Here is a 19199-nt window from a genome sequence, read left to right on the forward strand (position 1 = left end):
AGTGGATGATCTGAACGGCTATCTCAGCGTATAAGGTGCAAATGGTCTGGTTTCATTGGGCCTGTCTATCGCTTTTGAGATTGATAGTATGAAAACGGTTTTGATTTTGATGACCGCGTTACTGCTGCATGGCTGCTTGGGAATGCCGGAGTCTGTGAAGCCGGTGGGTCAGTTTGAGTTAGCGCGGTATTTAGGCAAGTGGTATGAAGTTGCCCGATTGGATCACTCGTTTGAGCGGGGGTTAACCCGGGTATCGGCGGAATACTCTTTGCGGAATGATGGTGGTGTTGCTGTTCTTAACCGGGGGTATTCTGAAGCGAGTGGAGTCTGGCAGGAAGCTGAAGGGAAGGCTTATTTCGTTAATGACCACGATGAAGGGTATCTCAAGGTGTCCTTCTTTGGACCATTTTATGGTTCCTATGTGGTGTTCGATCTGGATCGTGAGAACTATCAGTACTCCTTTGTTTCCGGACCTGACTCATCCTATCTCTGGTTGCTGTCACGAAAGCCGACGGTGACACCGGAGGTGAGAGAGTGGTTTATCAGATTGTCTGAGGAACGGGGTTTTGATACGGATGAACTCATCTGGGTTAAGCAGCAATGACCACAGCTGCCAGAAAAGACCTGTTTTACATCTTTTCGCTCAGCCGTTAAACGTTGGGCTTTGTTTTACTCAGCCCAACGGATTGATCTGTCATTCAGATATAGCGTCCTGGTAAAGAACGCTCAGGGCAGAGAACGATCAGGCAAAAACGAAATATTTGCGTACAGTCTCGACGACTTCCCAGGTGCCTTTCATTCCGGGTTCGATCACAAAGACATCGCCACCTTTCAGGTGAACCGGCTCTTCGCCTTCCGGTGTGATGATGCAGTAACCTTCCAGGAAGTGGCAGAATTCCCACTTATCGTAGTTAACTTCGAATTTTCCCGGGGTGCAGATCCATGTGCCCATGATTTTGCTGCCGTCGTCAGACAGATAGGCGTTGAGGTTCACGGTGTGCGGCTCACCGCCGATGCGTTTCCACTTGGTTGCGTCAACGACTGGAGTGGGGCAGGTTTCGCGCATTACTGTGATGAAATCGGACATATCAGCTCCAAAGATTATGATTCAAAGAGCGGTCATTGTATTGGAGTGTCATATTCCGGGTTGTCCGGTTCCGACCTGCTTTATTCTAAAACGCTCATTCAGAGCCTTAAATAGCGATAACCCCAGAGGGCAGGGAGGAGAAGTGCCCAGAGTACACGGAGAAGAGCAAAGATCTATATTTTTAATACAGCGGCGTTGATTCTGGCTTAGCTGCAGTGATCGGTGAAGGGTACAGAGAAATATACTGAGGCTCTTTCAGTTTATCTCGTTCCCACGCTCCTGCGTGGGAATGCATATCTCTCTGTGGTAAAAAATGTGTTTAGTGAAACTGGCTAGCGGATAAACACCAGGCTTCCGGCGCTGATAAACAGTCCGCCACAGACGCGGTTAAAGTGGCGGATATTGCGCTGCTTTTTCAGGGCCGGTGCCAGCACCCGGGCGGCCAGGCCGTATCCCAGTTTACTGATCAGATCGAGGACACACCAACTGACCGACATAATCAGCAGTTGGGTCAGTAGTGGACTTTCCTGAGTCATAAACTGCGGCAGAAAGGCGACAAAGAAGAGAATATCCTTGGGGTTACTGATACCCAGAGTAAATGCCCGCCGGAACATTACACCACGACCACTGTTATTCGTCGTTTCATTCCTGCCGCTTGCCTGGCCGGCATCCCGCCAGGCCCGGTAGCCCAGCCAGATCAGGTAGGCGGCACCGCAATAACGCAGCAGGGTAAACAGTTGCTCTGAGGCCAGCAGCAACGCCCCCAGTCCGGTGGCCGAGGCGATCAGCAGAATCAGGGAGGCACTGACACCGCCTAAAAATGCAGGATAGCTGCGGCGGATACCAAAATTCAGACTGTTGGCCATCATCAGTAGCGATAGCGGGCCGGGGATCAGGATTACCAGCAGGGCGGCAGAACAGTAAAGTAGCCAGGTGTCCAGGGTCATCTGTTTCTCGTAGGTTATTGAGTCAATAAAAAGGCCCTTCCTGAGAAGGGAGGGCCGGTTAAATCTGATCAAAAATTAAGCGCACTTTATGGCAGGAAGATAAACTTTGCAACGAATATCGCGGTCAGTGCCCAGACGCCGGTGGAGATGCTGGATGCCTTACCGGTAGCCACCTTCATAAAGGTGTAGGTGACAAAACCGATAGCGATACCGTTGGCGATGGAGAAGGTCAGCGGCATCATGATGGTGGTCATCAGCGCGGGAGCAAATTCGGTCAGATCATCCCAGTCGATACTGGCCAGTGAGCCCATCATCAGCATGGCGACATAGATCAGTGCACCATCCACCGCAAAGCCTGGCAGCATCTGCGCCAGCGGCAGCAGGAACAGCCCCAGCAGGAACAGGATACCGATCACCACAGCGGTGAGACCGGTACGGCCACCGGCGGCAACTCCTGCTGCAGACTCAACATAGGAGGTGACCGGAGGGCAGCCAAACGCGGTACCGATAACCGAAGAGATAGAGTCCGCTTTCAGCGATTTGTCCAGCCCCTCGATTTTACCGTTTTCATCCTGCAGGTTAGCTCGCTGAGCAACCCCCATCAGGGTGCCGGCGGTATCGAAGATATTCACGAAGAGGAAGGTGATAATCACCGGAATCAACGCGACATCCAACGCGCCGATAATATCCAGCTGCATAAAGACGGGTCCGAGATCACTAAAGTTGGGTACCGCGATCAGACCGTTTTCAGGCCAGGCCATAAAGCCAGAGGCGGGTGCTCTGTCTGAGGTTACACTGAAAAACTCATGGGGAAGTACTGCCGACATCAGGAAGGCGATCGCAGTGGTAATGGCGATACCGATAATGACAGAACCAAAAACACGGCGATAGCTGAGGATACAGATCAGCAGAAAACTCAGCAGCCCCAGTGCGGGGGCTTCCGGACCGAAGGGACCAAAACCGAAGTGGGTCAGGTCTGCCAGAGCAACCACATTGTCGGCGTTGGGTACGATCAGGCCGGTAAAGCGCAGGCCGATAAAGCCGAGGAACAGTCCTACACCGGCGGTCATCGCCAGACGCAGGCTTAGAGGGATACTTTCCAGCATCCACTCTCTTAAACGGGTGACACTCATCAGCACGAACAGCACCCCGGAGAGGAATACCGCCCCCAGGGCGATCTGCCAGCTGTAGTTCATCTCCAGCACAACGGTGAAGGTAAAGAAGGCGTTCAGGCCCATGCCGGGTGCCAGACCAATAGGCCAGTTGGCATAAAGCCCCATGAAAATAGTGGCGATGGCAGCACCGATACAGGTGGCCAGAAACAGACCATCAAACGGCATGCCTGTTTTCGACATGATGATGGGGTTAAGAAACATAATATAGGACATGGTGACGAAGGTGGTCAGGCCTGCGATCATCTCTGTCCGAAGATTGGTTTTATGTTCGCTGAGTTTAAAAAAACGGTCCAGAAACGTGCGCTTTTGAGACGCCGACGGTGAATCCATCGTGGCGGTATCGAGTTGTATGTTTTCCACAACTTTAACTCCTGATTTGGGGTGTCACCCATTTTATTTTTATGGAGGCAGTCAACGGAAGGGGTAGCTGCCGGGTTGTTGTGTTTCATTCCCTGGAAATATAACGCGTCCTGAGTAATATTGTGCTTGTATTCATACTATAATTGTATACAAAAAAGTCAACCCAAAAGTCAGGTTTTTGGATTTTGCTAGTTTTATTATATGAAATTGTTTTGTCAGCCGGGTATCGAACGTAGCAGAGAAACTGCTGGAGCAGACGTTAAATCAACCTGTCTGAACAAACCTTGATGTGATGAGGTTGAGGCAAGCATAATATTGATTATGTGTACAAAATAACCACTTTTGTGTACTATCGAATCACGTTTACGATCAAAATGTTATGGCTGTTTCCCGATCTGCTTTTGACCGCTAACCCGGAGTTAATGAGGCTTAAATGAGTCAGATATCTGAGCTAAAAAAGAGTGATACCAAAAGGGATGGTAAAAAGACCCAGGATGATATTGTCTACGCACATATCTTTGATGCGATTCTGGAACAGCGCCTCTCTCCCGGCACCAAGCTGAATGAGGAATCATTGGGTGAAATCTTTGGTGTCAGCCGCACCATTATTCGTCGGGCGCTATCCCGCCTGGGGTATGAGCAGGTGGTGGTTTTAAGGCCTAACCGTGGTGCCGTGGTGGCTTGTCCGACCATAGAAGAGGCCCGGCAGATCGTGTTTGCCCGCCGGGTGGTCGAGAAGGCGGTTATGGAGCTGGTGTGTGATAATGCCCAGAAGAAACAGCTGGAGCAGCTGAGACAGATGGTGCGGGATGAGCAGGCCTGCTTTGATCGTGGTGACCGGGGGGCGGGTATCCGGTTATCCGGTGAGTTTCATCTGCTGCTGGCTGAGATTGCGAATAATCCACCGCTGCTGAGTTTTCAACGCAGTCTGGTGTCGCTCTGTTCACTGATTATTGCCCAGTATGAAAGCGGGGCTAAGTCTCACTGTTCCTATGATGAGCACTTTGAGCTGATCGATGCCATTGCCGGGAAAGACAAACCCAGGGCGGTAAGCCTGATGATGCATCACCTCGATCATATTGAGGAGAAGCTGAGTCTGGATGATGAGATCGCTACCGATGATCTGAAGGCGATCTTCTCCCATGTCCGTAATCCGAGATGATTGCTGGTTTCTCACGCTTGTCGAGCTCTGCGGTTAAGTATTGTTAACGCTTTGCCAGATTTGGCAAAGTGTTAACCGCAGAATGTAAAAAAGGCTGATCTTTCACGATCAGCCTTTTTTATTACTCAACGGCAGTGTTTAGTGTCGGTTATATACCGGCTCTCCCATGGAGAAGGTATGTTTGATCATCCGGTCATCACCCAGCGTCATCATCACAAACAGACGTTCCTCAATTGTCTTTGTCTGTGCCATACGGTAGCTCAGCAGCGGTGTGGCCTGATAGTCCAGCACCACAAAGTCGGCTTCACTGCCGGGCTCCAGGCTACCGATCTGATGATCGAGATGCAGCGCCCGGGCGCCGCCCAGTGTGGCTAGGTAGAAGGACTTGTACGGATGTAGTCTGACGCCCTGCAACTGCATCACTTTATAAGCTTCATTGAGGGTTTGCAGGATCGAGAAGCTGGTGCCGGCACCGACATCGGTACCCAGTCCCACTTTGACTTTGTGCTGCTCTGCCTGGGGCAGGTTAAACAGCCCGCTGCCGAGGAACAGGTTGGAGGTGGGGCAGAATGCGATGGCTGAGCCGGTTTCACTGAGACGCGCACACTCCTCATCGCACAGATGCACACCATGGGCAAATACCGAGCGCTCACCCAGTAGCTGGTGGTGATCATACACATCAAGATAGCCGTTTTGTTGCGGGAACAGCTCTTTAACCCACTCGATCTCATTTCTGTTTTCCGACAGGTGGGTGTGCATATAGAGGCCGTCATACTCCTTGAGTAACTGGCCGGCCAGGTCCAGCTGCTCCGGTGAGCTGGTAGGGGCAAAACGGGGGGTGACCGCATAGTGCAGACGGCCTTTACCATGCCAGCGTTCGATCAGAGCTTTACTCTCTTCGTAGCTGCCGCGAGGGGTATCGGTGAGCGCTTCGGGGGCGTTGCGATCCATCATCACCTTACCGGCAATCATACGCAGGTTGCGCTGCTCCGCTTTGCTGAAGAGGGCGTCAACTGATTCCGGGTGCACAGTGCCAAATACCAGTGCAGTGGTGGTGCCGTTTCGAAGTAATTCGGTCAGGAAGATATCAGCGACCTCGTCAGCATGCTGACGGTCGGCAAACTGTTGTTCAGCCGGGAAGGTGTAGTTTTCCAGCCAGTCCAGTAACTGCTCGCCGTAGGAGGCGATCATGCCCGTTTGCGGGTAATGGATGTGGGTGTCGATAAACCCCGGGGTGATCAGTGCATTCGGGTAATGCTTGATTTCACAGCCCTGCGGTAGCTCTGGTAACAGGTCCGTGGCGTGTCCCAGTGCGCTGATTTTACCGTTCTCAACCAGCATCAGGCCATCTTCAAAATAGCGGATGCTGTCGGTTAAACCGATCTCAGCGGGGTCGCCCAGGCTGTCCAGCATAGCGGCACGGTAAGCGATTGCGGTGTTTTGTGTCATGCGGGTTCTCTGTTGTACATCATTTATCATTTGCTGGCCGCTTCAGATGGCCAGACGATCAACCACAGTGGTTGCTGACGTCGTGGTTGTCGCGTTACGTCCGCTGTTGAATCCAGCGTTGTAGTGGGCGATGATCTCTCCGGCCACCGATACAGCGATCTCGGCGGGCAGCTTGCCTTTGACCTCGGCAATACCCATTGGGCAGGTCATCCGATCGATCTGTTCGCTGTTGAAACCTTTTGCCTGCAGCCGGTGGATAAACTTGTTACGTTTGGTTTGCGAGCCGATTAGTCCAAAGTAGCTGAAGTCATTTCGCTTCAGTATCGCTTCAGTGAGTTCCTGATCCAACTGGTGGTTGTGGGTCATGACGATAAAGTAACTGCCAGCAGGTTGCTTCTCGACTTCATCCACCGGGAACTCGTTGACCACTTTCTCCACTCCTTCAGGGATGCTGGCTGGAAACTCATCCTCACGGGCATCAACCCAGCGGATTTTGCAGGGCAGGCTGGCCAGTATCGGTATCAGCGCCCGGCCAACATGACCGGCACCGAACAGGGTGATTTTGACTATATCAGTGTTCATCGGCTCAAACAGCAGTGTTGTGGCGCCGCCGCAGCACTGTCCCAGGCTGGCCCCCAGGGAGAAGCGTTCCAGCCTCGGTTGTGTCTGTTGTTCCTGCAGTAGCTTACGGGCGATTTTGATCGCCTTATACTCCAGATGTCCACCGCCGATGGTGTCAAACTGCTGTGCTTCGCTGACGATCATCTTGGCGCCGGCGTTGCGCGGGGTTGACCCGCGCTCCTCCACCACCGTGATGATAACCGCCGGAGTGGCATCGGCTTCAATCTGGCTTAGTGCTCTGATCCATGCTGTGTTCATGGCAAGGCTCCTGCGATTTTCGCTTCAGGTGGTTATCTCAGCCGCCGGGGCCGGGTTATGCTGCGTTTGTTGCTGCTGCATATCATGGACCGCCCAGAGCACCCGTTCGGGGGTTGCCGGTGCATCCAGTGCCGGGCTGCTGCGATAGTCCCCAATGCTGGCGATGGCGTCTTTAATGGCGCAGAATACCGAGATTCCCAGCATAAAGGGGGGTTCTCCCACCGCTTTAGAATGGAACACGGTGTCTTCGCGGTTTTTACGGTTTTCTACCAGTCGGACACGGAAATCGATCGGCATATCGGTGATCGCAGGAATTTTGTATCCGGCCGGGCCTGAGGTCATCAGACGTCCCTGATCGTTCCACACCAGTTCCTCTGTTGTCAGCCAGCCGGCACCCTGCACGAATGCCCCTTCAACCTGACCAATATCGATGGCCGGGTTCAGCGATGCACCTACATCATGAAGAATATCAACCCGCAGAATTTTGTATTCACCGGTGAGGGTATCGATCACCACTTCGCTGCAGGCCGCGCCATAGGCAAAGTAGTAGAAAGGACGGCCACTGGCTTTTTCCCGGTCATAGAATATCTTAGGTGTGCGATAGAAACCGGTGCTGGAGAGCGAGATCTGATTGAAATAGGCCAGCTGAATAAAGTCAGCGAAGGGCATCAGTTGATCCCGGATCCGCACGTGATTATTACGAAACTCAACATCCTCTTCGGTCACGTTAAAGTGACGGGCGGCAAACTCTACCAGACGCTGTTTGATGGTACGGGCTGCGTTCTGCGCTGCTTTACCGTTCAGGTCAGCGCCGGATGAGGCGGCTGTCGGTGAGGTGTTGGGCACTTTCTCAGTATTGGTGGCGGTGATCTGAATGTTGTTAAAGTCCACCTGGAACTCTTCTGCGACGATCTGCGCAACCTTGGTGTTCAGCCCCTGTCCCATCTCGGTACCCCCGTGATTAAGGTGGATGCTGCCATCGGTGTAGATATGGATCAGGGCGCCGGCCTGGTTGAGGAAGGTGGCCGTGAAGGAGATGCCAAATTTGACCGGTGTCAGCGCCAGCCCCTTTTTCAGGAATGGACTGCTGGCATTGTATGCCTTAATCTCCCGGCGCCGCTGGTGGTAATCGCTGCTCTGCTCAAGATCGGCCAGCATTTCGGGCAGCACATTATCCTCCACTTTCTGGTAGTAGTGGGTGGTGTCGCGACCCTCATCACCGTAGAGGTTAAGCTTGCGCACCTCCAGAGGGTCTTTTCCCAGTGTGCGGGCGATCTCATCGAGAATGATTTCCGGCATGATCAGCCCCTGTGGGCCACCAAAGCCGCGATAGGCGGTATTCGATGCGGTGTTGGTTTTGCAGCGATAACCGGTGATAGTGGCATCACCCAGGTAATAACTGTTATCGCTGTGGAACATCGCCCGGTCGACAATTGAGTCGGACAGGTCGGGGGAGTTACCGCAGTTGCCCGCCAGCTTCATTTCGCAGCCGGTGATCATACCGTTATCGTCAAAGCCAACGTCATACTGGTTGAAGAAGGGATGACGCTTACCGGTCATCATCATATCTTCCATACGGGGCAGACGCATCTTGGCGGGGCGACCGGTGAGTCTGGCTACCACGGCGGCGATGCAGGCAGGTCCCGCCGCCTGAGTCTCTTTACCACCAAAGCCGCCGCCCATGCGACGCATATCGATCTGCACCTTGTTAAAGGGGATGTCGAGTACCTCAGCCACCAGTTTCTGAACCTCTGTGGGGTTCTGGGTGGAGGAGTAGACGATCATGCCGCCATCTTCGGTGGGCACAACTGAGGATATCTGGGTTTCCAGATAGAAATGCTCCTGACCTCCAATATGCACGCTGCCGGAGATACGGTGTTTTGCAGAGGCCAGCGCAGCGGCAGAATCACCCCGTTGATGGGTGTGCGGATCGCTGACAAAGTGGTTGTTTCGCAGAGCCTGTTCAACCGACAGCACCGGTTCCAGCTCTTCATACTCGACAATGGCGGCCATCGCTGCTTTGCGGGCGGTTTCGTGGTCATTGGCGGCCACCGCCAGTAACGGCTGACCATAATACTCCACCAGATCTTCAACCAGCAGCGGGTCTCCGGGTTTCAGTGCGCCGATATCTTTTATACCGGGGATATCCTCAGCGGTGATCGCAATGGCAACCCCAGGAAATTCATAGCAGGGGCTGGTGTCGATGCGGGTGATCCGGGCGTGGGCCTTTTCAGACATCCGCGCATAGATATGTAACTGATTGGGAAACTCAAGCCGGTCATCGATATAGATCGCTTCACCGCTGACCTGCTTTGCCGCGCTTTCATGTTTAACGCTGCGGCCAACGCCGGTATTCAGATCCTGTTTCGTCAGTTCCAGCATCTCTTCATAGCTGGCTTTTTTCTTATGATCAGACATATGCAGTTACCCGTGTTTCAACTTCTGGGGATTCGATCTCAACAAAGTAGCGGGTCAGCATGTTGCCAGCGACCTGCATGCGATACTCCTTTGAGGCGCGGAAATCTGAGATCGGACTGAAATCCTGTTGCAGCGCCTGTTTGGCCTGTTCGATCGTTGCCATCGTCCAGGGAGCGCCTGCCAACGCCTGTTCGCAGAGGCTGGCACGCTTCGGAATTGCGGCCATACCACCAAATGCGATGCGGGCCGATTCAATGATGCCGTTGCTGATTTTCAGGTTAAAGCAACCCAGCACAGCAGATATATCATCGTCGATGCGTTTGGAGATCTTATAGCTGCGGAACGTGCCATTGTCCGCCGCCCGGGGGACGATCACTTTTTCGATAAACTCACCCGGTTGCTGGTCGGTGACCTTATAGTCGATGAAGTAGTCCTGCAGATCGATGGTGCGAACTGAGTTACCCTTTCTCAGTACCAGTTTTGCGTCCAGCGCGATCAGCGCCGGAGGGGAATCACCAATCGGCGATGCGTTACCGATATTGCCCCCCAGGGTACCCTGATTGCGGATCTGCAGCGAAGCAAAGCGGTGCAGCAGGGCGCCAAAGTCGGGGTAATCGTTATTCAGGGCGTGGTAGCAGTTGCTCAGGGAGGCGCTGGCACCCAGCTCGATCTGTTCATCGGTAACACTGATCTGTTTCAGCCCGGCGATATCACCAATATAGATCAGCGTCTCTATTGCCCGGTGAAACTGGGTGACTTCGAGAGCCAGATCGGTGCCGCCAGCCAGCAGCCGGGCATCGGGATACTGCTCTAACAGGTTTGATAGTTCTGCCACCGTGGTCGGGTTAAAGGATCGTTTAGTGCCGTCACTCAGTTCGGCTTGTTGCGTGGGTTGTATCTCCCGCAGTCTGGCAACTGTGGCATTCTGTTCCGTGCTGAAACTGTCAGGTGTGGCATCCACATACATCTTTTCAGCGGCCTCTACGATCGGGCGATAACCGGTGCAGCGACACAGGTTGCCCGCCAGTGCTTCATTGATCACCTCTTTGTCAGGATGGGTGATATTCTTGCCCAGTGCGAACATCGACATAACGATGCCCGGAGTACAGAAACCACACTGACTGCCGTGGCAGTCGACCATCGCCTGTTGGGCCGGATGCAGCGCAGATCCCTGTTTGAGGTCCTCAACGGTTATCAGTTGCTTACCGTTCAGGGCGGAGACAAAGGTCAGACAGGAATTGAGGCTTTTATAGCGGATACGGTCGCCATCCAGCTCCCCCACTACCACGGTGCAGGCGCCACAGTCGCCTGATGCACAACCCTCTTTAGTGCCCGTCCTGCCGGATTCGGAACGCAGGTAATTGAGTACCGTCATATTGGGGTCTAGCTGCTGCTCGACCCGCAGTTCCCTGTTGAGTAAGAACCTGATCAAGGTGGACCTCCTGTTTTTAGGTTTTATCTTTATGGAGTTTAGTTCGGATTTTAGCCATTAAATTAAAACCTGACTTTTAAGTCAACTTATTTGCAGCTCACTGATCTGCAATCCAGCGGTTTTGCCTATGGTATTTACCTGCTGGTTTGAATAAATGCGGGAGATTGTTCTGTGGTGGGTGTGAAATATAGCTGGAATATCTGTAATAAATAAAAAGAGTATTTTGTATACCTTTATTGTATTGTTATTGTATACAAAATATGGGTGTGTTTTTGTAGTAAACGCATTGAAAACCGTTTGCGAACTGCCTGTCGCTGTCATCGGGAAAACTCAGGAAGACGGCAAGGCCGTGGTGGCAGCGGTTGCAGAGCGTTGCACTACTGTTTGAGCCCGGCCGTTGGTTTGGCAGAGCTTTCAGAAGAGGGTAAAGCCGTAGGGCTGTTTTCATAATGTGGATACAAGAGTTAATGTATTTTGTGGACAATGTTATTTGTCTGGATTACTTTTATAACTCGTTGGACAAACAGTCTGGCTGATCGCTTGTGAAAACCCTGTTGCCTAATAGGTTGCAGGGGACCAATAACAATAAATAGGTATGTCACAATGGCAAATCAGAGTTCCAAAATTCATCTGATCTTCGGTTTGGAAGATAAGCCGGGGGTTGCCGTATCAACCTTTGCGGCTTTGCAGCATGTACTGGCAAGTTTTATCGGCATAATCACCCCGACACTGATTGTTGGCGGTGTGTTGGGGCTGGGCAGTGAGGTGCCCTATCTGGTCAGCATGGCGTTGATAGTTTCCGGTATAGGAACCTTTATTCAGGCGCGTCGAATTGGCCCGGTGGGATCGGGGCTTCTTTGTGTGCAGGGCACCAGCTTCGCTTTTCTCAGCTCTATCCTGGCGGCGGGCTTTATTGTCAAAGGCAAGGGCGGTGGCCCGGAGGAGATCCTTTCAACCATTTTCGGCGTCTGTTTTTTTGGCGCGTTTGTGGAGATATTTCTGAGCCGCTTTATCGATAAGCTGAAACGGATTATTACCCCGGTGGTTACCGGCACTATAATCACGCTGATCGGCCTGTCACTGATTAAGGTGTCGATGACCGATATTGCCGGAGGCTTCGGGGCCAAAGATCTGGGTGCCCCGGTGAATCTTGCGCTGGCAGGCGTTGTGCTGATTACTATCGTTATCTTTAATCGTTTTCAGGTGCAGATGTTACGTCTGAGCGCGGTGATAATTGGCCTGACATTTGGCTTTCTTGTCGCCTGGTCGATGGGTAAGGTTGATTTCAGCGGTTTGAATGAGGTGGCGCTGATCGCGATTCCTGTGCCGTTTAAGTATGGTTTCAGTTTCGATTTTGCGGCGTTTCTGCCCATCGCTATTATCTACCTGATTACCGCGCTGGAAACCACCGGTGACCTCACGGCGAACAGTATGGTGTCAAACCAGCCGGTGTCCGGGCCGGTGTATGTTAAGCGAATCAAAGCCGGTGTACTGGCCGATGGCTGCAATTCGGCGATCGCTTCATCGCTGAACAGTTTGCCGATGACCACGTTCAGCCAGAATAACGGGGTGATTCAGCTGACCGGTGTCGCCAGTCGCCATGTGGCGCTGTTTATTGCTGGTATTCTGGTGTTACTGGGATTGTTTCCGGTGATCGGCGGGGTATTGCAGCAGATGCCAAAACCGGTACTCGGTGGTGCCACTCTGATTATGTTTGGTACCGTAGCGATGGCAGGGGTTAAGATTATCTCCCAGGCGGGTCTGAACCGCCGTAATATGCTGATCACCGCGATCTCTATCGGTCTGGGACTGGGGGTGGCATCTGTACCAGAAGTATTGTCCGCGATGCCGGCGACACTGAAAAATATTATCGGTTCGCCGCTGACCATTGGTGCACTGGCAGCCATTATCCTGAACTTCATCCTGCCAACCAATATGGATGGCGAAGAGGTTGAAGAGACAGAGGTCGAGGGTGCTGAAGACAATGCTTGCAGAGAATCTGCATCAGAGACGGCTGTAGACACTATGACCCCTCAGGGACAAAAGCCCTCGCTGTGTTCCAGTGTTAATAGTTAGTGTTGCCCGTCATATTTAATAAATGAGTTTACTAACGGAGTGAAGACGTTGAACAGTTCCCGGCGTATCTGGATTAAGAACCCTCTGGCAACACTGGATAGTGAGTGTGCTGGCGGGGTGGTGATAGAGGGACAGACGATTGTTGCAGTGCTGGCCAGTGGCACATCACCGGTTCAGCCTGTGGATGAGGTGTTTGACGCCCGCGAACATGTCCTGTTGCCGGGACTGATTAACAGTCATCACCACTTTTATCAGACCCTCACCCGGGCATTTCCCCAGGCGCTGAATAAATCCCTGTTCAGCTGGCTGAAAAGCCTCTATCCCGTATGGGCTAAGCTGGGAGAGGAGATGATTGAAGTGTCGACTCAGGTGGCGCTGGCCGAGTTGCTGCTGTCCGGATGTACTACCGCCAGTGATCATCACTACCTGTTTCCTCAGGGGCTGGAAAACGCTATCGATATTCAGATGGCGCAGGCTGAAAAACTGGGTGTCAGGGTGCATCTGACCCGTGGCTCGATGAGCCTGGGCGAAGAGGATGGAGGCTTGCCGCCCCAGTCAACAGTGCAGAGTGAAGAGGCTATTCTGGATGATTGCGAACGTCTGATAAGCCAGTATCATCAGTCCGAAGCGGGGGCGATGAGCCGGGTTGCACTGGCGCCCTGTTCACCGTTTTCGGTTAGCGAAAGTCTGATGCGGGCCAGCGCTGAGCTGGCACAAAAATATGATGTGCGACTGCATACCCATCTGGCTGAAACCCATGATGAAACGGCGTTCTGTATCAAGATGTTTGGTCTGCGGCCACTGGACTATCTGGAGAAGGTTGGCTGGCTGACTGACCGGGTATGGCTGGCTCACGGCATCCATTTTAATGACAATGAAGTGCGTCGTCTGGGGGCTGCGGGAACCGGTATCTGCCACTGCCCATCCTCCAATATGCTGTTGGCGTCAGGCTTGTGTCCGACACTGGATCTTGAAGCGGCGGGTAGCCCAGTGGGGCTGGGGGTGGATGGTTCGGCTTCCAACGATGGCTCGAACATGATTCAGGAGGTGCGTCAGGCATTCCTGCTGGGTCGCCTCAAGTACGATGCATCTGAGATTACCCATCAGAAAGTACTGTCCTGGGCGACTGAAGGCTCTGCCCGCTGTCTGGGCCGGGATGATCTGGGATCACTTAAAGTGGGGCAGCAGGCCGATATCGCCCTGTTCAAACTGGATGAGCTACGCTTTGCCGGTGCTGGCGATCCATTGGCGGCGCTGGTGCTCTGCGGTGCCCATCAGGCCGACCGGGTGATGGTGGCTGGCCGGTGGCGTGTGATTGACGGTGCCATCGTCGATTACGATATCGCGCAATTAATCCAGCGACAGAAAGCACTGGCAAGAAAACTGGCCGCCAACTGATCAGCCACGCGGTCTGATACTGTCCGCTGCATCCCCGTAGCGGACATAACCCTTACTACCCTGTGTAATTTTACCCCGTCATGCTGGCCACAACTGGCCGGCAGGGCAACGCTCGTTTTAAAAAACGCGTTTGCAAAAAAGTGTGTCTGAAAACTGAAAATATAACAATAAGGAAACCTAAGATGAAAATAGCACCAATGTCTGTCAGTGTAGTTGCCGGAGCGATGCTCTCAACACTCTCTATGTCGGCCTCTGCCGAGATGCTGTGGAGCTCGTTCAGTCTCACTTATCTGAACGGTAGCGATTATGAGGTGGGCGATCCGGACCGTCAGGTGGTGACGGTTGAACATGCCAGCGGTCATAGTTGGGGCGATAACTTCTTCTTCCTCGACCGGCTGGAATCGGATAATGGTAACAGCGAAAACTATATGGAGCTGTCACCCCGGCTGAGCTTGTCCAGTCTGACCGGTAATGATCTCTCGTTTGGCCCAGTGAAAGATGTGCTGCTGGCAGGCACCTGGGAGAGCGGGGAGGGCTTTGATAACTTTCTTGCCGGAGTGGGCGTCAGTCTGGATGTGCCGGGATTTCAGTACTTTAATGCCAACCTGTATCGTGCCAATAACGATAAGTCATCCAATGATACTCAATTGACCCTCACCTGGGGACTACCATTTTCGCTGAGCGATGCGGAGTTTCTTTATGATGGTTTTATCGACTGGACCACGTCTGAGTCGGATAAAGCCTCGGAGATGAACTTCACTTCGCAGCTGAAATGGAATGCCGGCAAGCTGATCGGTACCAAAGCCCCGGTGTATGTTGGTGTGGAGTATGCCTACTGGAACAATAAGTTTGGTATCGATGGCGTTGACGAGCGTAATCCGGCACTGCTGTTGAAGTGGCATTTCTGATTGGTCCCACTTAAAACATCGCGCAGTTTTGCGTGTAATCCCGGCGCTTAGCCATCACGTTGTATAACAATCTGCTGATGCCTCCCCCTTCGGCATCCGGCAGATTGTTATCGATGGCATAGCGCCCTCTCATACTTCGCTTATGGTTTTTATCTGAGTACTTTTGAGAATCTCCCGATGGTGTCCAGTGATGTTTTGTCGTGGCCAGGCCTTTTGTGGCGAACCCCGTTCCTGCAAGGTGTATTAACCAGTTTCAGCCAGATTATGTTGCAGCATAACCGCTGGACCGGTTTGCTGTTTATCCTCGCCGTGGCGATTCAGGCACCGATCATGGCGGTTGCGGCCGTTCTAGGCTGCGTGGTTGAACAGCTCTGTACCCTGACGCTGCTCATTCAGTCGAATCGTCAGCATAATCAGTTGGGGCAGGGACTGTATGGCTTTAATGGTGCGCTGGTGGGGCTGGCGGTGAGTTGTTTATGGCCGTTAAGCGGGCCGCTGGTGTTAATGCTGACGGTCGCCGTTACGTTGCTTGCCACGATCATCGGGCGCGGTTTACAACGACTGGACTGCGCTACCTATACCTCGCCGTTTATTTTGTCGGTCTGGCTGTTGTGGCTGCTTTTCACTCCCCAGCCGATGGTCCAGTCCGGCTTACCTGATATCGTTGACCCGGGAGTGCCAGGCATCGTGACTGGGCTGCTCAGCGGTGTTATGTCGGCTGTTGGGCAGGTGCTGTTTCTCAATAGTAGTGTCAGTGGGGCGCTGCTGTTAGCGGGTCTGTTTATCGCCTCGAGAGCGGCTACCCTGGCTGTGGTAGGCGCGGTGACTCTGAGTCTGGTGATTTCGTTGTTGCTGGAGTTCCCGATGGTTCAATCCCAGTCGGGTGTATACAGCTATAACGCTGTGCTGGTGATTCTGGCGTTGCACCAACGCAGTCATCTCCGGCCACTGGCTTTCGTCTGCGGTGTACTACTGGCGGTGTTGCTGAGTCGTTTGCTGCAATTCTTTGATGTTATGCCCCTGACCGCACCCTTTGTGCTGAGTGTCTGGACGGTATTCTGCCTTTTTCCGAAGCCTGATCGCGCAAGAGTATTCGAGGAGGTATCCTGAAAACAGGGTAATGGCGACGGAATACCATCGTTAAAATATACCGTTATGCTCAAATTCCGATACAGAAATGGCGGTCCGGTTGTTATGATGGCAGGCGTTATCGACAGAGTATGAAATGATGGAAAAAACATATCTCGATGCCCAGACGCTGCTGGAAGACTCATTCCGCTTAGGGGCAAAAATTATTAATGATGGTTTCAGACCCACCTATATTATTGCTATCTGGCGGGGAGGCACCCCCATTGGGGTGGCGGTACAGGAGTTTCTCGCCTACTACGGTATTCAGAGTGACCATATTGCCATTCGAACCTCCTCATACAGTGACGGTATCGATGGCCGGTCTAAAGCGGTGAAGATCCATGGTATGGATTATCTGATCAAGAATATCCAGGCCACAGACAGCCTGCTGATTGTTGACGATGTTTACGATACCGGGCTGACAATTCAGGCGGTGATCAAAGAGCTGAAACTGAAATGCCGCCTCAACACACCGGAAGATATCCGCATCGCAGTACCCTATTTTAAGCCGGCACGGAATAAAACCGGGGTTGACCCTGAATATTATCTCCATGAAACCGAAGCCTGGCTGAAATATCCCCACTCACTTGAAGGGCTGACCGTGGATGAGATTAAGACCCACCGGCCGGAGTTGTTTGACATCATTGGTGATCTGATTCCCCGGGTGGGCTAAAGGCAAAACAGGAGGCCGTTCCCGATTGGGAGGGGGAGTATTGTGGAAAAACAGTATATTAATGAACAGGAACTGATCTGTGACTCGTTTCGCTTGGGCGCTCAGATCTTTGAAAGCGGTTATCGCCCCGATTTCATCGTTGGCATCTGGCGGGGTGGCAGTACCGTCGGTATCTATGTGCAGGAGTGCCTGCAATACCTGGGGGTGAAAACCGACCATATCTCTATTCGCACCTCCTATCGCGGGTTGCCCGGTTATCAGTCGATGATCGAAGGGGAGGGGAATATTAAAGCCCATGGTTTGCGCTATCTGCTGGAAAACCTGAATCGTGATGACAAGTTGCTGATTGTTGATGATGTTTACGGCTCGGGCAAAAGCATTGATGCGGTCATCACCCAGCTGTCTCAGCGGGCTAAGCGTAATATGCCGGTGGATGTGAAAGTCGCTGTACCCTGGTTCAAACCGGCCAATAACCGGACACAACGGGTGCCTGATTTCTATATCCACACCTCCGATAAGTGGCTGGTGCTGCCCTATGAGATGGTTGGGTTAACGGAAGCGGAGATCTTTGCCAATAAGCCCGGTATGCAGGCCATTATGGAGACAGTAAAGATCTGACCGTGCTGTAACGGAGATGATCTGTAAAGAGTTTCACTTAAATGTTGAAATTCCTTTATCATATGCGCCCGTAAAAACAGGCATACCGAGGATTTATCATGAAGTTTTCAGCATTAGATCTGGCTCCTGAGATTCAGCAGGCCCTGGATGCCTGTGGTTATAGTCAGATGACTCCCGTTCAGGAGCAGGCGATTGTCCCCGCTCGCCGGGGTAAAAACGTCTTAGCGAACGCCCAGACCGGCACCGGAAAGACCGCTGCATTTGCGCTACCTATCCTGCAACAGATGCATGATCACCCTAAACCCACCGAGTCAGGTTGCCCACGCACACTGATTCTGACCCCAACCCGGGAACTGGCTGAACAGCTGGCGGATACGATTAAGCGTTATGCTCAGTTTCTGCCGCTGAAAATTCTTGCCTTATATGGCGGCGTTAACATGGATAGTCAGCAGAAAAAGCTGAAAGCGGGCGTTGATATTGTGATCTCCACACCGGGGCGTCTGCTTGAGCATGTGGTGCAGTGTAACGTCAGTCTGGCGAAAGCGGAGTTTGTGGTACTGGACGAGGCCGACCGGATGCTGGATATGGGCTTTATTGCTGATGTCACTACTCTGCTGCAACAGACCGCGAAAAAACGCCAGACTCTGATGTTTTCGGCGACGATCTCTCCCCGGGTGAATGAGGTTGCCAGGCAACTGATGACCCCCTACGAAACGGTTCGGGTGGCAAAACTGAATGCCACCGCAGATACCGTGGAACATGTTGTCTATCCGGTGGAAGAGAAACGCAAGGCGGATCTGTTTGCTGAGCTAATTAATAAGCACCAGTGGTTTCAGGTGCTGGTGTTTACCAGCACCAAAGCTCAGGCTGATTCGCTGATGGTGGATCTTAAGATTGATGGTATCTCTGCGGCGATCTGTCATGGTGACAAGTCGCAGGGGTCCCGTCGTCGTGCGATTGCTGACTTTAAAGAGGGCAAGATTCAGGTACTGGTGGCGACAGAGGTGGCGGCCCGTGGTCTGGATATTCAGGGGCTGGAGCTGGTGGTTAACTTCAATCTTCCCTATCTGGCGGAAGATTATGTACACCGGATCGGTCGCACTGGTCGGGCCGGTGCTCAGGGCAAAGCGATCTCTTTTGTCAGTCGCGAAGAGGAGCGCGCCCTGGATGATATCGAACGTCTGATCGGCAGCCGTATCCAGCGTATCTATATGCCGGGCTACGAAGTGGGCAGTCGCGATGGCCTGCGAAAAAAGCTGGGTAAAAAGATCCACCGACCGCGCACCAATAAAGCCGGGCGGACCAAGATTATCCGCAGTAAAAGTGGCACAGCAAAGCCCGCAGCGAAGAACCGTAAGAAGTAAGAGCTATCCGCCGTTGTTAGTGACTCGAACGCCACAAAGAGCGTGACTTGCTCGTGGCTCGCAAAGGCCTTCTATATTGTTTTGATAGTAAGAGTTTTAGTTAATAGCTTTGTAAGCAAGTTGTT

16 protein-coding genes are annotated in these 19199 nt (G+C 52.7%); 9 read left to right on the plus strand and 7 right to left on the minus strand.

Going from position 1 to position 19199, the window contains the following annotated elements; all coding sequences use genetic code 11:
- The first annotated feature begins 88 nt into the window (after positions 1-88).
- Complete coding sequence (locus OCU43_RS06570; RefSeq protein ID WP_091353831.1) at positions 89-604, plus strand: lipocalin family protein; 516 nt, start codon at positions 89-91, stop codon at positions 602-604.
- A 138-nt stretch (positions 605-742) separates the two neighbouring features.
- On the opposite strand, the gene OCU43_RS06575 is transcribed toward OCU43_RS06570, so the two are convergent.
- From OCU43_RS06575 to OCU43_RS06585, 3 genes are all read right to left on the minus strand, one after another.
- On the minus strand, positions 743-1087 hold the full coding sequence (locus OCU43_RS06575; protein ID WP_091352515.1) for a cupin domain-containing protein: 345 nt from the start codon (positions 1085-1087) through the stop codon (positions 743-745).
- 332 nt (positions 1088-1419) lie between these two features.
- On the minus strand, positions 1420-2034 hold the full coding sequence (locus OCU43_RS06580) for a LysE family translocator (RefSeq protein WP_091352518.1): 615 nt from the start codon (positions 2032-2034) through the stop codon (positions 1420-1422).
- 86 nt (positions 2035-2120) lie between these two features.
- Positions 2121-3569: an NCS2 family permease gene (locus tag OCU43_RS06585; protein WP_338024124.1), complete on the minus strand. Its 1449-nt coding sequence runs from the start codon at positions 3567-3569 to the stop codon at positions 2121-2123.
- Positions 3570-4002: 433 nt separating this feature from the next.
- On the opposite strand from OCU43_RS06585, the gene OCU43_RS06590 reads away from it, so the two are divergent.
- Positions 4003-4731 carry a GntR family transcriptional regulator gene (locus tag OCU43_RS06590; protein ID WP_091352521.1) on the plus strand — a complete coding sequence of 243 codons (729 nt, stop codon included), beginning with the start codon at positions 4003-4005 and terminating at the stop codon, positions 4729-4731.
- Between the two features lie 138 nt (positions 4732-4869).
- Here OCU43_RS06590 and guaD read toward each other — a convergent pair whose 3' ends face one another.
- Genes guaD through xdhA form a run of 4 tightly spaced genes read right to left on the minus strand, consistent with a single transcriptional unit; the run spans position 4870 to position 10909 of the window.
- A complete protein-coding gene (guaD, locus tag OCU43_RS06595) occupies positions 4870-6180 on the minus strand; it encodes a guanine deaminase (protein ID WP_091352525.1) in 1311 nt (436 codons plus the stop codon).
- A 42-nt stretch (positions 6181-6222) separates the two neighbouring features.
- Positions 6223-7059 carry a xanthine dehydrogenase accessory protein XdhC gene (gene xdhC, locus OCU43_RS06600; RefSeq protein ID WP_091352528.1) on the minus strand — a complete coding sequence of 279 codons (837 nt, stop codon included), beginning with the start codon at positions 7057-7059 and terminating at the stop codon, positions 6223-6225.
- Positions 7060-7083: 24 nt separating this feature from the next.
- Entirely contained in the window at positions 7084-9477 is a 2394-nt protein-coding gene (gene xdhB, locus OCU43_RS06605; protein ID WP_091352531.1) for a xanthine dehydrogenase molybdopterin binding subunit, read from the minus strand.
- A complete protein-coding gene (xdhA, locus tag OCU43_RS06610) occupies positions 9470-10909 on the minus strand; it encodes a xanthine dehydrogenase small subunit (RefSeq protein ID WP_091352534.1) in 1440 nt (479 codons plus the stop codon). Before xdhA ends, xdhB begins: the two co-directional genes overlap by 8 nt.
- A gap of 603 nt (positions 10910-11512) precedes the next feature.
- On the opposite strand from xdhA, the gene OCU43_RS06615 reads away from it, so the two are divergent.
- The 7 genes from OCU43_RS06615 (at position 11513) to OCU43_RS06645 (ending at position 19074) form a co-directional block, all read left to right on the plus strand.
- A complete protein-coding gene (locus OCU43_RS06615) occupies positions 11513-12985 on the plus strand; it encodes a nucleobase:cation symporter-2 family protein (protein WP_091352537.1) in 1473 nt (490 codons plus the stop codon).
- Positions 12986-13033: 48 nt separating this feature from the next.
- On the plus strand, positions 13034-14383 hold the full coding sequence (locus OCU43_RS06620; protein ID WP_091352540.1) for an 8-oxoguanine deaminase: 1350 nt from the start codon (positions 13034-13036) through the stop codon (positions 14381-14383).
- A gap of 182 nt (positions 14384-14565) precedes the next feature.
- The gene (locus OCU43_RS06625) at positions 14566-15291 is read left to right on the plus strand and encodes a DUF5020 family protein (RefSeq protein ID WP_091352542.1); all 726 of its coding nucleotides are present in this window, start codon (positions 14566-14568) and stop codon (positions 15289-15291) included.
- Positions 15292-15468: 177 nt separating this feature from the next.
- Positions 15469-16401 (plus strand): urea transporter, encoded by a 933-nt coding sequence (locus OCU43_RS06630; protein ID WP_091352545.1) that lies wholly within the window; start codon positions 15469-15471, stop codon positions 16399-16401.
- 115 nt (positions 16402-16516) lie between these two features.
- Positions 16517-17092: a phosphoribosyltransferase gene (locus tag OCU43_RS06635; protein WP_091352547.1), complete on the plus strand. Its 576-nt coding sequence runs from the start codon at positions 16517-16519 to the stop codon at positions 17090-17092.
- Between the two features lie 42 nt (positions 17093-17134).
- Entirely contained in the window at positions 17135-17710 is a 576-nt protein-coding gene (locus tag OCU43_RS06640; RefSeq protein ID WP_091352549.1) for a phosphoribosyltransferase, read from the plus strand.
- Between the two features lie 98 nt (positions 17711-17808).
- Positions 17809-19074 (plus strand): DEAD/DEAH box helicase, encoded by a 1266-nt coding sequence (locus OCU43_RS06645; RefSeq protein ID WP_091352552.1) that lies wholly within the window; start codon positions 17809-17811, stop codon positions 19072-19074.
- The last annotated feature ends 125 nt before the right edge of the window (positions 19075-19199 follow it).

Source organism: Amphritea atlantica, assembly GCF_024347255.1.
Taxonomy (GTDB): domain Bacteria; phylum Pseudomonadota; class Gammaproteobacteria; order Pseudomonadales; family Balneatricaceae; genus Amphritea; species Amphritea atlantica.

Bases quoted from the DNA above. Each gene is read 5' to 3' on its own strand.
- OCU43_RS06570 (WP_091353831.1), top strand. From the start codon at position 89: ATGAAAACGGTTTTGATTTTGATGACCGCGTTACTGCTGCATGGCTGC.
- OCU43_RS06575 (WP_091352515.1), bottom strand. From the start codon at position 1,087: ATGTCCGATTTCATCACAGTAATGCGCGAAACCTGCCCCACTCCAGTC.
- OCU43_RS06580 (WP_091352518.1), bottom strand. From the start codon at position 2,034: ATGACCCTGGACACCTGGCTACTTTACTGTTCTGCCGCCCTGCTGGTA.
- OCU43_RS06590 (WP_091352521.1), top strand. From the start codon at position 4,003: ATGAGTCAGATATCTGAGCTAAAAAAGAGTGATACCAAAAGGGATGGT.
- guaD (WP_091352525.1), bottom strand. From the start codon at position 6,180: ATGACACAAAACACCGCAATCGCTTACCGTGCCGCTATGCTGGACAGC.
- xdhC (WP_091352528.1), bottom strand. From the start codon at position 7,059: ATGAACACAGCATGGATCAGAGCACTAAGCCAGATTGAAGCCGATGCC.
- xdhB (WP_091352531.1), bottom strand. From the start codon at position 9,477: ATGTCTGATCATAAGAAAAAAGCCAGCTATGAAGAGATGCTGGAACTG.
- OCU43_RS06615 (WP_091352537.1), top strand. From the start codon at position 11,513: ATGGCAAATCAGAGTTCCAAAATTCATCTGATCTTCGGTTTGGAAGAT.
- OCU43_RS06625 (WP_091352542.1), top strand. From the start codon at position 14,566: ATGAAAATAGCACCAATGTCTGTCAGTGTAGTTGCCGGAGCGATGCTC.
- OCU43_RS06630 (WP_091352545.1), top strand. From the start codon at position 15,469: ATGGTGTCCAGTGATGTTTTGTCGTGGCCAGGCCTTTTGTGGCGAACC.
- OCU43_RS06635 (WP_091352547.1), top strand. From the start codon at position 16,517: ATGATGGAAAAAACATATCTCGATGCCCAGACGCTGCTGGAAGACTCA.
- OCU43_RS06645 (WP_091352552.1), top strand. From the start codon at position 17,809: ATGAAGTTTTCAGCATTAGATCTGGCTCCTGAGATTCAGCAGGCCCTG.